Source organism: Acidimicrobiales bacterium, assembly GCA_036270875.1.
Taxonomy (GTDB): domain Bacteria; phylum Actinomycetota; class Acidimicrobiia; order Acidimicrobiales; family AC-9; genus AC-9.
This window is the reverse complement of record DATBBR010000120.1, coordinates 1-15497: the sequence shown is the minus strand read 5'-3', so window position 1 is coordinate 15497 and position 15497 is coordinate 1. Positions and strand designations below refer to the sequence as shown.

12 protein-coding genes are annotated in these 15497 nt (G+C 70.5%); 8 read left to right on the top strand and 4 right to left on the bottom strand.

The window, feature by feature from the left end; translation table 11 throughout:
• Positions 1–44: 44 nt before the first annotated feature.
• From VH112_12065 to VH112_12045, 5 genes are all read left to right on the top strand, one after another.
• Positions 45–1868 carry an NAD(P)/FAD-dependent oxidoreductase gene (locus tag VH112_12065; GenBank protein ID HEX4540971.1) on the top strand — a complete coding sequence of 608 codons (1824 nt, stop codon included), beginning with the start codon at positions 45–47 and terminating at the stop codon, positions 1866–1868.
• Complete coding sequence (locus tag VH112_12060; protein ID HEX4540970.1) at positions 1865–3529, top strand: SDR family NAD(P)-dependent oxidoreductase; 1665 nt, start codon at positions 1865–1867, stop codon at positions 3527–3529. The genes VH112_12065 and VH112_12060 overlap by 4 nt, the downstream gene beginning before the upstream one ends.
• Positions 3529–4395: an amidohydrolase family protein gene (locus VH112_12055; GenBank protein HEX4540969.1), complete on the top strand. Its 867-nt coding sequence runs from the start codon at positions 3529–3531 to the stop codon at positions 4393–4395. The genes VH112_12060 and VH112_12055 overlap by 1 nt, the downstream gene beginning before the upstream one ends.
• 248 nt (positions 4396–4643) lie before the next feature.
• Positions 4644–4766, top strand: a complete 123-nt coding sequence (locus tag VH112_12050; protein ID HEX4540968.1) for a hypothetical protein — start codon at positions 4644–4646, stop codon at positions 4764–4766.
• A gap of 177 nt (positions 4767–4943) precedes the next feature.
• Positions 4944–5216 (top strand): hypothetical protein, encoded by a 273-nt coding sequence (locus VH112_12045; protein HEX4540967.1) that lies wholly within the window; start codon positions 4944–4946, stop codon positions 5214–5216.
• Between the two features lie 24 nt (positions 5217–5240).
• Here the strand turns inward: VH112_12045 and VH112_12040 are convergent, their stop codons facing one another.
• The 3 genes from VH112_12040 to VH112_12030 form a co-directional block, all read right to left on the bottom strand.
• Positions 5241–6458: a divalent metal cation transporter gene (locus VH112_12040; GenBank protein ID HEX4540966.1), complete on the bottom strand. Its 1218-nt coding sequence runs from the start codon at positions 6456–6458 to the stop codon at positions 5241–5243.
• A 41-nt stretch (positions 6459–6499) separates the two neighbouring features.
• On the bottom strand, positions 6500–6940 hold the full coding sequence (locus tag VH112_12035; GenBank protein ID HEX4540965.1) for a hypothetical protein: 441 nt from the start codon (positions 6938–6940) through the stop codon (positions 6500–6502).
• A 138-nt stretch (positions 6941–7078) separates the two neighbouring features.
• Entirely contained in the window at positions 7079–8428 is a 1350-nt protein-coding gene (locus tag VH112_12030; protein ID HEX4540964.1) for a serine/threonine-protein kinase, read from the bottom strand.
• A gap of 78 nt (positions 8429–8506) precedes the next feature.
• On the opposite strand from VH112_12030, the gene VH112_12025 reads away from it, so the two are divergent.
• The 3 genes from VH112_12025 (at position 8507) to VH112_12015 (ending at position 12630) form a co-directional block, all read left to right on the top strand.
• Positions 8507–10105: a gamma-glutamyltransferase gene (locus VH112_12025; protein HEX4540963.1), complete on the top strand. Its 1599-nt coding sequence runs from the start codon at positions 8507–8509 to the stop codon at positions 10103–10105.
• A gap of 138 nt (positions 10106–10243) precedes the next feature.
• Positions 10244–11263, top strand: coding sequence for an alkaline phosphatase family protein (locus tag VH112_12020; protein ID HEX4540962.1), 1020 nt, complete (start codon positions 10244–10246; stop codon positions 11261–11263).
• Positions 11264–11280: 17 nt separating this feature from the next.
• Positions 11281–12630, top strand: a complete 1350-nt coding sequence (locus VH112_12015; GenBank protein ID HEX4540961.1) for an alkaline phosphatase family protein — start codon at positions 11281–11283, stop codon at positions 12628–12630.
• A gap of 118 nt (positions 12631–12748) precedes the next feature.
• Here VH112_12015 and VH112_12010 read toward each other — a convergent pair.
• Positions 12749–15497, bottom strand: a 2749-nt coding sequence (locus VH112_12010; GenBank protein ID HEX4540960.1) for a penicillin acylase family protein, incomplete at its 5' end; no start/stop codon positions are given.

Genomic DNA, 15497 nt, shown 5'->3' with positions numbered 1-15497 from the left:
GCGTCATGACACTCATGTCAGGTTCCGCGGGGTAACGTCGGGACATGCCTGGACCGGACGGAGCAGCGAGCTACGATCCGGCGGCCGTCCGCGCCAAGTACCTCGCCGAGCGCGACAAGCGGATGGTCCCCGGTCGCTCTGACATCCGCGATCTGCGGACGGACCAGCACTTCGCTCGCTACCGCGAGGACCCCTTCACACCGCTCATCGAGCGCGACCCGGTCGCCGACGAGGTCGATGTCGTGATCGTGGGGGGCGGGATCGCAGGAGTCGTCGCCGGCGCCCAGCTCCGCAAGGCCGGCATCGAGCGGATTCGCATCGTCGACGGGGCGGGCGGTATCGGGGGCACCTGGTACTGGAACCGATACCCGGGCGTGATGTGCGACGTCGAGTCGTACACCTACATCCCCATGCTCGAGGAGCTCGACTACATCCCCACCCAGCGCTACGCCTTCGGCGACGAGATCCGGGGCTGCCTCGAGAGGATCGCCGAGCGGTTCGACCTCGTGTCCGACGCCCTGTTCCATACCGAGGTGACCAGCGCCGACTGGGACGAGGACGCGGCCCGTTGGCGAATCCGCACCGACCGCGGCGACGAGGTCAGCTGCCGCTGGTACGTGCTGGCCGTCGGGATCCTCAACCTCATGAAGCTGCCGGCCATCCCCGGCATGGAGGACTTCGCCGGGCGTTCCTTCCACACGGCGCGTTGGGACTACGAGTACACCAGCGGCGGGGCGCACGGGCCCCTCGCCGGCCTGGCGGACAAGGCCGTCGCTCTCATCGGCGTCGGGGCGAGCGGCATCCAGTGCCTGCCGCCGCTCGCCGAGTCGGCGAAGCACGTCTTCGTGTTCCAGCGCACGCCGTCGGCCGTCGGCGTGCGAGGCAACCGGCCCACCGATCCCAACTTCGGCCACGGGCTCGAGCCGGGCTGGCAGCGCGCCCGAATGGACAACTTCCAGGCGATCATGCTGGGCCGGCCGGTCGAGGTCGACCAGGTCGACGACGGGTGGACGCACCACTGGGCTCCCGTTCACCACCCCCCGCGAGCGAAGGGCATGACGACGGCTGAGTACCTGCGCAGCGGCGAGGAGGTTGACTACGCGGTCATGGAGACGCACAGGCGCCGGATCGAGGCGCTGGTGGCGGACCCGGCCAAGGCTGACATCCTCAAGCCGTACTACCGTTACCTCTGCAAGCGGCCGTGCTTTCACGACGAGTACCTGCAGGCGTTCAACCACCCCAACGTCACGCCGATCGACTGTCCCGCCGGGGTCGAGCGGATCACCGAGCACGGCCCGGTCGTACGCGGGAAGCAGTACGAGGTCGACTGCATCATCTACGGCACCGGCTTCGAGCCCGAGCTCACCCCGCTGCCTCGTCGGGCCGGCCACGAGATCTCCGGTCGAGGCGGTGTCACTCTCGCCAGGAAGTGGGGCGACGGTCCCGCCAGCCTGTTCGGAATGATGAGCCGTGGGTTCCCGAACATGTTCGTCATGCCGGCACCGGGGCAGCAGGCGGTGGTGACGGTGAACTACACGCAGGTGGCCGTGCTCGGGGCTGAGTTCATCGGCGGCGCCATTGGACTGCTCGAGCAGCGGGGCGTAGAGGTGTTCGACGTGAGCCCCGAGGCCGAGGAGGCGTGGACGCAGAAGGTCATCGACTCCTTCGTCGACCCGAGCATCATCATGTCCGCCTGCACGCCTTCGCGCCTCAACAACGAGGGCCACCCCGAGACGATCAACCCCCGCAGTGGCAACTACGGCCGCGGGTTTGGCGACTGGTTCGGCTACCGCGAGCTGCTCGAGCAGTGGCTCGAGGCGGGAGTCTTCGAGGGCCTCGAGATCGAGGTCCGATCGACGCTGTCGTGAGCTCACGTCAGCGGGTCGCCGTCGTGACCGGCGGAGGAGGCGGGATCGGAGCGGCGATCGCCGAGGAGCTCGGCCGTGACGGTTGCTTCGTGGTCACCGTCGACCCCCTGGTGACCCTCGACGGCTCCGAGCGGCTGCAGGAGCCGGAGGAGAGCACCGCCGGTCGCATCGTGGCGGCGGGGGGCTCGGCCCGGGCCTCGTCGGTATCGGTGACCGACGGCGAGGCGGTCCGCGGCCTGTTCAACGAGCTGGCCGACGAGCATGGCGGCCTCGACGCCGTCATCAACGTCGCCGGCATCACCCGCCAAACCGGCTTCGCCCACGGGGCCGAGCAGGATTGGCTCGCGGTGCTCGCCGTGCACCTCGGGGGCTACCTCAATGTGCTCGACGCCGCGCTGCCGCTCATGGCGGCGGCCGGGCACGGCCGCGTCCTCGGCGTCACCTCCGGCTCGGGGTGGCGGGCCGCCGACGCCGGCGCGTACAGCTGCGCCAAGCGAGCGGTCGCCGCCCTCACCTGGCAGCTGGGCCGCCAGGCGCCGCCGGGGGTGACTGTCAACGCGATGTCGCCCATCGCGGCCACCCGAATGGTCGCCGCCGCCGTCGAGCGCGCTCGTCAGGCGGGCACAACGGGAGGCGGCCGGGGATTCTCTCTTTTCGAATCGATGCCGGGCCCCGAGCACCTTGGGCCGCTCGGCGCACACCTCGTCGGTGACGGATTCGGATGGTGCACCGGCCGGGTTCTCTTTGCGGGCGGCTCGGAGGTGGCGGTGATCGACGAGCCCCACCTCCTCGAGGTGGTGCGGAGCGAGGACGTGGTCTCCCTCGCCCGGTTGCTCGAGGCGGTCATCCCTCGCGCCTTCGCCACCGCGGAGACCAGCCAGGCGAGTGACGGCGGCGGCAACCCCCGCTTCGGGCAGATCTTCGACGAACCGGCCCCCGCCGAGCTCGCATCGGCTCAGGTGCGATCCTGCGCGGTCGTTACGGACCGCCCGCTGTTGTCCGCTTCCCTCACCGCCGCGCTCGAAGCCCGGGGCGTCACCTGCCACCGCGTCGAGGTTGCCCACGACTTCCGGAACGCCGTGGACGCGCTGAGCTCCGTCGCCGAAGCCGCTGGACCGATCGACGCGATCGTCGTCGCGCCCGCCGCTCCTCAAGGGAGGGACAGCGCGACAGAGGGCTGGATGCAGGTGCTCGCCGAGCACCGCGGGATCGTCCAGCAGATCCATACCGATGCCGGATGGGCCCGGGCGGCCTCCGATTACGCCGCCGGCAGTGCCCGCGGCCCAGTCCGGCTGGTGACTCTTACCGACGCCGCCACCGCAGGAGGCCGCAGTCGGGCCCAGGCCTCGGCGCAGCTCGCGCGAGCTGCCGTGGGTTCGACGCAGGGCCGCGTCACGGCATTCGCCGCGAGCCTTGAGGCTTCCGAGGCGGCAGCCGGCCAACCGGTCGGCGAGCTCGTTGCCCACCTGCTCGGCACTCCCGATGCAGGGGCTCTCGCCGGTGCGGAGCTGGCGGTCGGCGAGGGCTGGCTCGGACTTCGCAGTCACCCCCGACCGATCGGCAGCATCACCTACGGGGGTCCCGCCGTCCCCGGTTGGCTCGACACCGCCCTCCGCGAGGTCGTCGGTGCCACCAGGGAGCCCCCGCGCATGGAGGCCTGATGACCGACAAGCCCACTCGTGTCGTCGACGCTCACGTGCACCTCTGGGACCCCGACCGCTCCGACTGGTACCCATACCTCGGGCGCCCTCAGGGACAAGGCGCGGGTGATGCCTCCAGGATGTGCCGCCGCTTCGATGTCGATACCTATCAGGCCGAGACAGCCAGTTGGAACGTCGAGAAGTTCATCAATGTCGCCGCCGCGACCGGTCGTAGCTCGATCGAGGAGACCATCGAGCTCGACGCCAATGCCCAGGCCAGGGGCGGTCCCGATGCCATCGTCGGCGGCCTCCCGCCGACCGCCACGGTGGGTGAGGCCGTCGAGCTCCTCGACCGGCAGATGACTGCTCCACGGTTCCGTGGGGTCCGCCCGATGGGTGGCCTCGAGACGCCGGTCCCCGACACCGGAGTGCTCCATGCCCTGCAGGAACGCGACCTGCTGTTCGAGCTGATGACCCATCCAGATCAGCTTCAAACGGCAGCGGCGCAGCTCGCCAGCTTCGATGACCTGATCGTTGTCGTGGAGCACACCGGATGGCCTCGCTCGAATTCCGAGGACGAGCGCGCCCTCTGGCGGGCAGGCATCGACGCGCTGGCCGGCCTGGGCGACAACGTAGTGTGCAAGTTGTCGGGACTCGCGATGCCCTTCGGGTCGATGCGCGCCGCCGTCCTCGCGCCGTGGCTCGAGCACGCCATCGAGGCCTTCGGCGTCGACCGGTGCATGTTCGCCAGCAACTTCCCCGTTGACTCGATGTTCGGCACATTCGACGATCTCTACGCCGCGTTCAGCACCGTGACTGTGGGCCTCGATGCCGAATCCCGTGAGAGGCTCTTTGCCAAGAACGCAGAGCGCGTCTACCGCTGTTAGGGAGCACCCGCGGCCAGGATCGGGGGGCTCCAGAGTGGCCTCCTCTGCAACGGCATCGATACTGCAAATCCAGCCAGGCGATGGGGCGACTACTCGGGCGCCGCGATCGATCCCGCGAACCCGGCTGCCGTGGGGTAGCAGCGGAGTTCGGGGGCGGCAATGCCGGCTACGGTCCGGGCACCAACAGGGCCACTCAGCTCAGCCAGGTCAGCATCGCCCCACCGCCCTCACCGATCGGGGCACCCGTGGTGGCGTCCCCACAGCTCGGAGTTCCCAACCAGACCGACGTGTGCGTCGTGGCCAACGGCGGTGCCACTCAGGTCTCCTGGGTCGACGGCGCCGGTGGCTGGAACGGACCGATGTCGATCTGACCGCGCCGCAGGCCATTGGGACGCCTCCCAGTGCGAGGCGGGCCACGCGGTCCGGATTAGAATCCGGTCTTCTCCGCGATGGTCCCGCCGGGGCCAGCCGGCTGGCCGGGCGCCTGAGCCACTGGCTCGGGACGTCCGTGGTCCGTTGAGAACGCGTCACTTATGGGGTGGGAAAGCATGGAGTCTGGCAATGCGTCCGGGCACGAGGATCTCGACGCCGCCGTCGAGAAGTTTCTGGGCGAGGCCTACGAGGTCGCCCAGTCGCCGATCTCTGCGTTCAACGACGCCGCCGTGGCAGTGGCGGCCAAAGCTGACCGAGACCGACGGGTCATCGAGCGGGCCCGCCGGGTGGTCCAGGGCCGGCTGCAGAACGACCCCGACCATCTGACGAAGCAGGTGTCGGCACTGTTGCGGCGGGCCCTCGAGCTCGGCGAGTGGAACTGGGAGTGACGCTTCGGCGCCGAGGTTCGGTCATCACACCACGTGCACGGCCAGGTAGGTGAAGCTGAGACCGGACAGCAGGGCGGCGACGACCCAACCCGAGACCCGCAGCCATCGGCTCACCGGCCGCCCGACCATGACCTGCTCGTCGCCGGCGACGCGCAGGAGGAACACGAGGCTCACTGGTGTCCCCAGGCCGCCAGCGATGCTGGCCACGAAGAGGATCTGTATCGGCGATATCCCCACCAGCGAGATGGCCGCTCCGAGGGCGATCGAGGCCCCGAGCACGGCGTAGAACCGCCCGGCCTTTGTGATCCGCTCGGACAGTCCGGTCCGCCAGTCGAAGGAGTCGCCGACGACATGGGCCGTGGTCGCCATGAGCACCGGCAGCGCCACAACGGCGGAGGCCAGCAGCCCGACACCGAACACGTAACGTGACGATGACCCGGCCAGGGGCTGAAGGGCCTGAGCCGCCTGGTCGGCGGTCTGGATGTGCACGTGGTGCTGGCCGAGGGTGGCCCCAGTGCCGACCAGGATGAACCAGAAGATGACCACCGCCAGGCCGATCCCGACGGCCGCTCCCATCCGCGCCGCCCCAAGCTGCTGGGAGTGCCGACCCTCCTCGGACTCCTCGATGCTCTGCCAGACGAAGACGTAGCTCGTGAGCGTCGTGCCAAGCAGAGCAAGCGCGCCGTCGACGTAGTCGTGGCTGAGGTTGAACGTGGGCACCACCGAGGCCCGCAGCACCGTTCCCCATCGAGGGTGGGCCAGAAAGGCCGAGACCACGTAGGCCACGAAGGCGAGCAGGACCCAGCGGAGGACGGCGACGACCTCGTCGTAGGACCCGACCACGAGCAGCCCCAGCAGCACCACACCAAGGGGTGCGACCAACCAGCTCCAGCCGATGTGGAAGATCAGCCCGAGCGCGGCCGCTCCTGCCTCGAGGTCGGCCGCGATGGTGAATACGCTGACCACCACGACCGAAGCCAGGAAGACGGCAACCAGGGGTCGCCGCCAGCGTCGGGCCACGACCTCCTGCAGCCCCGCCCCGGTCATCACCCCCACCTGCGCAGCGATGACCTGGATCACCACGAGCATGGGCAGAAGCAGGACGGCCAGCCACGACAGGGCGTAGGCCGTGGTCGCTCCGACCACCGCCAGAGTGCCGACCGTGGTGGGATCGTTGTCCGAGGCTCCGGCGATCAGCCCGGGACTGATCGATCGGACGAGGGCGCGTGGGCGGCCGATCACCGCGCCCGCAGACTACACGGCGCTCTCAGGCACTCGGCGGCTCAGGCGGCGTCGCTGGTCTTGCGATAACACACGAGCCTGGCCTCGACCCCGGCTGGCCTGACCCGGTCTCGGACGGTAGACGCCAGCACGTCGAGGGAGGCGTCGGTCATGTAGAGGTCGGCGCCCGCGCACCGCATCCGGGAGACCGGTCCGGCCCGGGCGACCGATCCGAAGCCCGCTGGTGAGTCCACCACCACGACCTGGGCATCCCGGAACGTGTGCTTCAGCGACCTGATCGCCCCTGGGCTGCACGGACGGCACAAGACGAGGTCGCTGTCGACGGGAGCAACACGAATGTCCAACACGTCGAAGTCAGGTCCGAGCGCCGTCGTCAGCGCCTCGAGCGCCGAAGGCGGCGGAGGGAAGGCCAAGACAACCCGGACGCGCCCGGACGCGCCGGCGGACCCGTTCGGGCTGGGGACCAACGCCGCTGACTTCATGCCGCCATTGTGAACGCCCCGCCTGTGGCCGGCCCGCGTCCCCGCTGAGTGTCACCTCGGAGACTGGCTGGAGGCTCGGAACAGCGCCCGGTCGAGGCGAGGGAGCTGAACGGCCCCTGCGGATCTCCTGGGAGGTGCTCAGCCGCAGAGCTGGCGCATCGCCTGCTCGATGGCGTGCTGTCGGGCGGCGAAGGCTTTGTCGGCAGCCTCACGGCCAGCACGCGACCTCTCCGCCTGGTCAACCTGCGCCTGCTGTTGGGCCAGCGTCTGGTGCTCGGCGCGCAGCACCGAGCAGCTGATGGACGTCGGCGGTGTCGTCGCTATCGTCGCCGGGACCCGGGTCGTCGACGTCGTGGGCGTCGTGGGCGACGTCGTCGAGGTCGCGGGAGGAAGCGTCGTGAGAGGGACGGACGGTGGCGGGGCAGTGCTCGAGGAAGGAGGGGCAGCCGCGGCCGTGGCGTGACCTCCTCCTCTGAACAGCAGCAGTGCGGCCACGGCGACCAGGAGAAGCGAGGCCACCAGGCCTCCGCCCACCAACAGCGCCCGCCGAGACGGCCGGGGATGCTGCTTGCCGACGCCACCAAGGTCGGGATAGGGCACGGTCGGCGGCTCGAACCCCACCGTCGAGGCGGGATCAGCGACCGCCCTGGACACGGCGCAAGCCATCTCCGCTGCGGAAGCGAAGCGATCGAGCGGTCTGGGAGCCAGGGCCCGCGAGACGACGGCGCCCAGGGCGGGTGACAGATCGGGACGGTAGATCTCCGGGGGCACGACGTCGCCCCGCTCGGCGGCCATCGCCAACCCCAGCGCGGTGTCGGCATCGAACGGAGGTCGACCCGTGAGCGCCTCGTAGAGCATGACCCCCACGGCCCAGAGGTCGGACGCCACGGACGCCTGCTCGCCCGCAGCCCGCTCGGGCGCCAGATAGCGCGGCGTCCCCATCACCTCACCCGTGGCCGTGAGATCCACATCGGCCGGGGCCGGGTCGAGGGCCTTGGCAATCCCGAAGTCGGTGACCTTCGCGGTGCCGTCCTCAGTCAACAGGATGTTCCCGGGCTTGATGTCGCGATGCACGATGCCGGCGCGGTGGGCGGCGTCCAGCGCGGCCAGCACCTGGATGACCAGTCGGACCGCCTCTTCCTGACCCATCGGAGGATCCATGAGCCGTCTGGCCAGGGTCCCGCCGTTCACCAGCTCCATGACGATGCAGGGACGACCCTCGTCTTCGCCGACGTCGTACACGGTGGCCACGTTGGGATGCGATAGGCGCGCCGCCGCCCGGGCCTCCGCCGACAGTCCCCTACGGCGCGCCGGATCGCCGGCGTACTGCGGCCTCAGTATCTTGACCGCCACCGAGCGACCCAGCCGGGTGTCGAGACCCTCGTAGACCTCGGCCATCCCTCCCCGCCCGATGCACGGCCCCACGAGGTATCGGTCGGCCACCGACCAGACCGCGGCGCCGGCAGAGAGGGTCTGGTCCCCGGTCATCGACCCCAGTCTGCACCACCCAGACGTCCGCCCAGTCCAACCGGGGCTGGCGAAACGAGGACGTCCTATGCTCGCCCCGTGCCGGAGGTCGCCCCTGTCGCCACGGTCCGGGCGGGGCGAGGCATGGTCTGCGCCGTCGACCACCTGGCGGCCGGTGCTGGCGGAGCAATGCTGCGCGCCGGGGGGACGGCGGCGGACGCGGCCGTCGCTGCCAGCGCCGTCCTCGCCGTCACCTCACAGCACTTGTGCGGTATGGGCGGCGACCTCCTCGCGGTGGTCCACCCGGGAAGCGGGCCCCCGTTGGCGCTGAACGCCTCCGGCCGGGCGGGATCGGGAGCCGACCCGGCGCGGCTGCGGGCCGAGGGTCATAAGCGAATGCCTCCGCTCGGCGACATTCGCTCGGTTCCCGTGCCCGGCTGCGTCGACGGCTGGCTGGCGCTGCACGAGCGGTTCGGTCGCATGGAGCTCGCTGCCGTGCTCGAGCCCGCCCGTTCCTATGCCGAGGAGGGCTTCCCGGCTTCGCCCACGCTGGCCGCCATGGCGCCGACGGTCGCGGACCTCCCCGAAGCGAGCGACTACTCCGGTCGCGGCCGTCTTCGAGCCGGGACGATCGTCCGGCGGCCGGGGGCGGCCAGCGCGCTGGCTGCCATCGCCAGGGACGGGCGTCGAGGCTTCTACGAGGGCGAGTTCGGCGCCGGGCTGCTGGCCCTCGGCGGCGGCGAGTACGTCGAGGCCGACCTGGCTCGGTGCCAGGCCGACTGGGCCCCCGCCCTCGAGCTGTCCGCCTGGGGCCACCGCCTCTGGACGGTTCCACCGAGCTCGCAGGGTTACCTCACCCTGGCCGCGGCCTGGATCGCCGAGGGCCTGGCGCTGCCCGGGGAACCGGACGACCCGCTCTGGGCCCATCTGCTCATCGAGGCGGCCCGCCAGGCCGCATTCGACCGCCCGGCCGTGCTGTACGAGGGCGCCGACGGCGCCGCGCTTCTGGCGCCGACGAGGTTGGCTCCCCGCCGGGCGGCCATCGACCCCGAGCACGCCGGGGTGATCGATCACCCGGCCGCCATCGGTGACACCATCGCGCTCTGCGCGGTGGACGAGGAGCGCCGCGGCGTGTCGCTGCTGCAATCCAACGCGGCCGGCTTCGGGTCCCTCCTGATCGTTCCGGGCGTCCGCATCTTCCTGCACGACCGAGGGTTGGGGTTCTCGCTGCAGCCCGGACATCCGGCCGAGTACGGACCGGGCCGGCGACCGCCCCACACGCTGTCGCCCACGCTGGTAACCGCACGGACGGGCGAGCTGCGCGCCGTGACCGGGACCATGGGAGGCGACAGCCAGCCCCAGATCCTCCTCCAGGTGCTGGCCCGTGCGCTCGCTGCCGGCCAGCCTCCGGGCGACAGCATCGCCGCCGGCCGTTGGGCGCTCGCACCCCCGGCCCAGGCCTCCGGGTCGTCGATCGGCTTCGAGACCTGGGACTGGGGCGGCCGCGTGGAGGTCAGGGTCGAGGGCCACGCTCCCTCGGGATGGGATGCGGGCCTGCGCCTCCGGGGACACTCGGTGGTCCGTGACGCGCCCTACGACGGCAGCTTCGGTCATGCCCACCTGATCGCCGTCCACGACAGTCATCTTGCGGGCGCCACCGACCCTCGACCTCGGTTCGGAGGCGTGTCGGCCTGGTAGGCGGAGCGGGGGTTGTCAGGCGATGAACCCTCAGTGAACGAGCAGGTCCGGGCCCCGGCCGCGGTGAAGAAGAGCCAAGTGCTGGGACGGCGGCCGGTGAGGATACGCACAGCAAGGATGAGCACGGCGGGGCGCCGGATGGCGCTCTCAGTCGCCCTCCTGGCGTCGAGCACGGCCGGGCTCGCCCTGGGAACGGCGGGGACGGCCCAGGCTGCTCCGCCTCCGAAGGAGGGGGTCCACGGGCTCAAACACGCCTTCGTGATCGTCCTGGAGAACGAGAACTTCACCAGCACGTGGGGGCCAAACAGCCCGGCCACGTACCTCAACAGCCTGGTTCCCCACGGTGCGTTTGCCACCAACTACTTCGGCGTGAGCCACGCCAGCGCGGACAACTACATCGCCATGACCAGTGGTCAGGCCCCCGAGCCGCAGTTCCAGGCCGACTGCCCGAACTGGGAGCTGTGCGAGGTCTCGCAGAAGGTCCGGCCTGACGGAGGCCGCAGCATCGCCGATCAGCTCGACGCCAACCACGTCACGTGGGGGGCCTACATGGAGTCCATGGCGACGCCGTGCCAGCACCCCTCGGCCACCCAGCTGAGCGATCCCTACCAGACCGGGTACGCCACTCGTCACGACCCCTTCGTCTACTACCCGCCGATCGTCGAGAACAGCGCCCGCTGTGACGCCCACGTGCGCCCGTACTCCGAGCTGGCTCGGGCCCTTCCGACCGGGAAGGTGCCCAACTACGTGTTCATCACTCCCAACACCTGTGACGACGGCCACGACTCGCCCTGCGCCAACGGGCAGACCGGGGGGCTGCCGGCCGCCGACCGCTGGCTGCGATCCAACGTTCCGCTCATCCTCAACTCGCCGGCCTACCGCGACAACGGCGCCTTGTTCATCACCTTCGACGAGGCGAGCAACTCGGACACCAGTGGGTGCTGCGCCACCGGGGTCGGCAGCAACGGCACCAACGGCGGCGGCCGGGTCGGCCTGCTGATGCTGTCGCCCCTGGCCCGTGCCGGCCACGCCACGGACACCTTCTACGACCACAACGCACTGCTCCGGACAATCGAGGACGCCTTCGGGATCGGCGAGCACCTCAACAACGCGGGGTCGCCGAAGGTGCAACCCATGACCGACCTCTTTCGCCGCTGACGGGAGACGGATCGCTCGTGCCTGGGTCGCGCGTCTCGCGGCGTGAGTTTCTCAAGGGTGCCGGCGCGACCGGCGCCGTGGCCGCCGCTGCCGCGGCCGGCATCGGCCGGCTGCCTCGGGCGCTGGCCCAGACCGCATCGAGCCTCCCAGCTCCGGCCCACAGCGGCATCGACCACATCGTCGTGCTGGTCATGGAGAACCGCTCCTTCGACCACTTCCTCGGGTGGGTGCCGGGCGCCGACGGACGCCAGGCGGGGCTGTCGTACCCCGACGGCAGCGGCCTGTGGCACGACACCCACCACCTCCTGGACTGGTCGGGCTGCGGGTTCAACGATCCCGACCATTCCGTCCAGGGGGGCCGGACGCAGCTCGACGGCGGACGCTGCGACGGATTCCGGCGGGGAGCCAACGACGACTACGCCCTGGGCTACTACCTGCCCGAGGACGTCCCCATGAACAAGTTCCTGGTCGACCACTTCACGCTGTGCGACCGGTGGTTCTGCTCCATCCTCGGACCGACCTATCCGAACCGGTTCTACACCCACACGGCCACGACCGACCGGCTCGACAACACAATGACCCAGTCGAGCCTGCCGACCATCTGGGACCGGCTCGCGGCCGCCGGCGTGCCCGCCAACTACTACTTCAGCGATCTGCCTTTCCTCGCCCTCTGGGGCCAGAAGTACCTCCCTATCGCCCGCCGGGTCGACGCCTTCTTCGCCCAGGCGGCCTCCGGGACCCTGCCGCCGTTCAGCTACATCGACCCGTACTTCGTCGGCGAGGACCAGGGCGGGTCGAACGACGACCATCCGCACGCCGACATCCGCCGGGGCCAGGCCTTCATCGGCCAGGTCGTCAAGGCGCTGATGGCCAGCCCCGCCTGGGATCGCACCGTCCTGGTCATCACCTACGACGAGTGGGGCGGCTTCTTCGAGCACGTCGTGCCGCCGCGGCTGCCCGACCGGCGGTCGGCGCCGGCGCTGGAGCTCGGACAGGCTGGCTTTCGTGTCCCCGGCTACCTCGTCTCCCCCTTCGCACTCCGGCGCCACATCACATCGAGCGTCTTCGACCACACGTCGATACTCAAGATGGTCGAGTGGCGCTTCGGTCTCTCGCCCCTCCAGCCCCGGGACTCGAACGCCCGCAATCTGGCCACGGCGCTCGACCTCGGGTCCCGCAACCCGACCCGAGCCTCCGACGTCCCCACGCTGGCCGACCCCGGACCGCACCTGTGCCAGGGCGACAACTCCTTCGGGCTCGGGTCCGGCGCCGGGGTGCCGGGCGGCGGTATGGGGAACAGCGAAGCCTTCTGGGAGGAGCTGGCCCACTCGTCGCTCCTGCGCGGGTGGGACACGGTGCCGGGCTAGTCCAGTCGGCCCGGAGCGGTTGTCGCGTTCCACCTCTTGTCGAAATTGGGCGCCGCGCTGGCGAGCGTGGCGCCCAATTTCGACCAAAGGTGAAACCCGAGTAAAACCCCAAGCCCACTCAGCGGGGCCGGTGGCGGGGGAACTCGACCGCCTGCTGGAAGGTGGGACGGTTCTGCCAGTCGATCGCCGGCTGGCCCACCAGGCCGAGGGTCTGCGCCTCGATGTCGTCGTAGACGGGCATGCTCACTCCGGCCGATTTGGTCGCCGTGTCGGCCGTCCAGCTGGACACCGAATTGCCGCCGTTGGCTGCCACTAGCGCGTCGTAGGTGGCCTGGAGTGCGTTGCCGACGCTCGTGCCACAGTCGGCCAGCCCGCCGGGCCCGCACACGTGGCCGCTGACGGCGGACGAGAAGGGCTGGGCGACGGGCTGGCCGTCGAGCTGGCGCAGCATCTTCTGCGCATAGCCCTCCCAGCCGCTGCCGTAGGCGTCGCCCTGGTGGGAGCCGCCGCCGTTGGGGCTGCTCACCAGCTGCTCCATGGGCATGGCCGTGTACCCGCTGGAGACACCGTTCTGGGACTGCACCCCGCCGCCGGCGAAGATGGGATCGAACAGGGCGCGCACCAGCCTCGGCTCGAGCTCGTCCATGATGGCGACGGCCGCCGAATCCCGGTACTGGGTATCCGAAGGCGCCGCCTTGTGACGTTGGGCGCCGGCAGCCAACCACCCACGCAGCTGGCCCAGCATGGTCGTCACTCCCGCGCTCGCCGGGCGCCCGGTCTCGAAGGCGAGCAGCTCGGGGAGCACCTGCCGGCCGTCGAGATCGACCGACGCCGCCGTCTCCATGGCTGTTGCCAGGTTCGCCCTGGTGATCTTCCCGTTGTGGAGATCGAGCTGGTGGTGGATCTCCTGCATGAGCGACTGCACCCGCTGGACGAGCCCCATGCTGTAGTCGTCGTCGGCGGCCGAGAACGCTGGCGCCGGCTTGTTGTTCCAGCTGGTCAGAAAGCCTTGCGGCGGATCAACCTCGTGCGGATGCTGGCTGGCCGGCAGGAACCCCCGCCACTCGCTCGCGCCAGTGCCCCAGGTGGGCAGGTTGGGATCGACGTTGGCAGGACGGACGGGGTCCCACCCGCTCACCTCGTAGCCGATGTCCTTGTTGTCGACGTAGAACCAGTTGAACGTGTAGTTGATCTGCTCCGCCCCGGTCATCCACGAGCCGACGTCGTGGGTGCGGCCAGGGTCGGCCCAGCGAATGAAGCCCACCCCGGAGTCGGCCTCGTGGTTGTAGGTGCTGCGCTGGTTGACCACGGCAACCGGCTTGCCATGGTCCGCCGTGGTCCAACCCTGCACGATGCCGTGCACGGTCAAGTACACGTCGCGGGTGACGACGGTCGGCGCGCCGAGGCCGCCGGGCTTGGGCACCGCCACCTCGGTGAAGGTGTGATGCTCCATCGGCAGGCACTTGCCGTCGAACATATAGCTGTGGCCCTGGGGTGCGGGGGCGCCGCCGGCGGGATCGCAGATCTGCTCCAGGCGCTGATCGGTGTTGTCGCTCCCGGCGGAGGTGGCGGACCAGGCGTAGTCCTCGCCCCGGCCCAGCTCGACCAGGCCGGTGCCCGGGAAGCTGGCACCCTCGGCCTGGTACCCCGGGGCGTGGACGTCCTCCACCATGAGGATCTGGGGCGCGAAGTACCCGACCTGGGGGCCCATCACGGCGACCGGCCGCCCGCTGGCCGAGTGATGGGCGTCGACGAGGAGGGCGTTGCTCATCTGGCGGGGCAGGGCGAGAAGCCCGATGGCGTCCTGCAGGGCGGTCGGGTTCGGCTTGGTGAGGTCACAGTTGGCCGTCGTGGTGGTCGGGCCCCCCCGTAGGGGGGCGCCGGGCTGGTCGGGGAGGGCGGTCGTCGCCGGGTCGACCCTTCCGGGGATGTCGTAGGGAAAGCGCTGGTCCGTGATGGTCGTCGGCGCTCCCGGGTCGTTCTGCTCCTTCAGGTCACCGAAGGCCGCTGCACCGGGCGACGCCCCCAGCTGTCGCTGCAGGTACCCGAGCAGGGCGGCATTGCGCACCTCGGCGCCGCCGCCTCTCCCGAAGATCCCGCCGATGAGCGCGGCGACGTAGATCACGTCGCTCGGCTGCCACAGCTGGGGCGGGGCCAGTGCCGCGGCGTAGTCGGCGGGCAGCAGCGAGGGGTCGGTCCGGGTCTGGGCGACGTACGCGTTGACCCCAGCGACGTACGAGCCGAGCATCGCCTTGAGCTGGACGCCGGCGGCCCCGTACTCATGGGGCAGGGCGTCGAGCTGGGCCTGGGCCTGCTGCTCGGTGTACGGAGCGAGCAGGAGCTCGTCGTGGTCCATCTGCTCGAACGCGCAGGACGGCCCGAGGAACTCCGACAGGGTGGCCTGGCCGTAGTGGCGCAGGACGTCCATCAGGAAGAGGCGGTCCTCGGCCTGGGCGAAGCCGATCCCGAAGGCCGCCGCCCCGTCGCTGCTGCCGTAGACGTGCGGCATGTCGTGGCCGTCGCGGTAGATGGTCACTGGTTGGCTGGCCGACGGGTGCTCGACCCGGGTCACGTCCTGCGGCCGGACCCCGAACGAGGCGTCGTCGTAATAGCTGCCGAGCCCGGTGTCAGTGAGACCCGGAGAGGCGTAGAGCAGGCCCGCGTACTTTCCGAGCTGGTCCTGGCTCGCCGGCGGCCGCTGCCCGGCGGCCTCGAACCCGACCGCCTGGGCGGGGTTGACGAGACCGTTCTCACCGGGAGGCAGGATCGAAAGGGCGTTGCCGTCGGCGAAGTCGTTGGCCCGGTACGTGGGGGCCTGGTCCAACCCAGTGGCGGTCGCACCGATGGCGACCGCGCCGGTCGTGGCG

What these genes read in the sequence shown, in the direction of transcription:
- VH112_12065 (HEX4540971.1), top strand. Translation starts at nt 45, where the DNA reads ATGCCTGGACCGGACGGAGCAGCGAGCTACGATCCGGCGGCCGTCCGC.
- VH112_12055 (HEX4540969.1), top strand. Translation starts at nt 3,529, where the DNA reads ATGACCGACAAGCCCACTCGTGTCGTCGACGCTCACGTGCACCTCTGG.
- VH112_12045 (HEX4540967.1), top strand. Translation starts at nt 4,944, where the DNA reads ATGGAGTCTGGCAATGCGTCCGGGCACGAGGATCTCGACGCCGCCGTC.
- VH112_12035 (HEX4540965.1), bottom strand. Translation starts at nt 6,940, where the DNA reads ATGAAGTCAGCGGCGTTGGTCCCCAGCCCGAACGGGTCCGCCGGCGCG.
- VH112_12030 (HEX4540964.1), bottom strand. Translation starts at nt 8,428, where the DNA reads ATGACCGGGGACCAGACCCTCTCTGCCGGCGCCGCGGTCTGGTCGGTG.
- VH112_12020 (HEX4540962.1), top strand. Translation starts at nt 10,244, where the DNA reads ATGGCGCTCTCAGTCGCCCTCCTGGCGTCGAGCACGGCCGGGCTCGCC.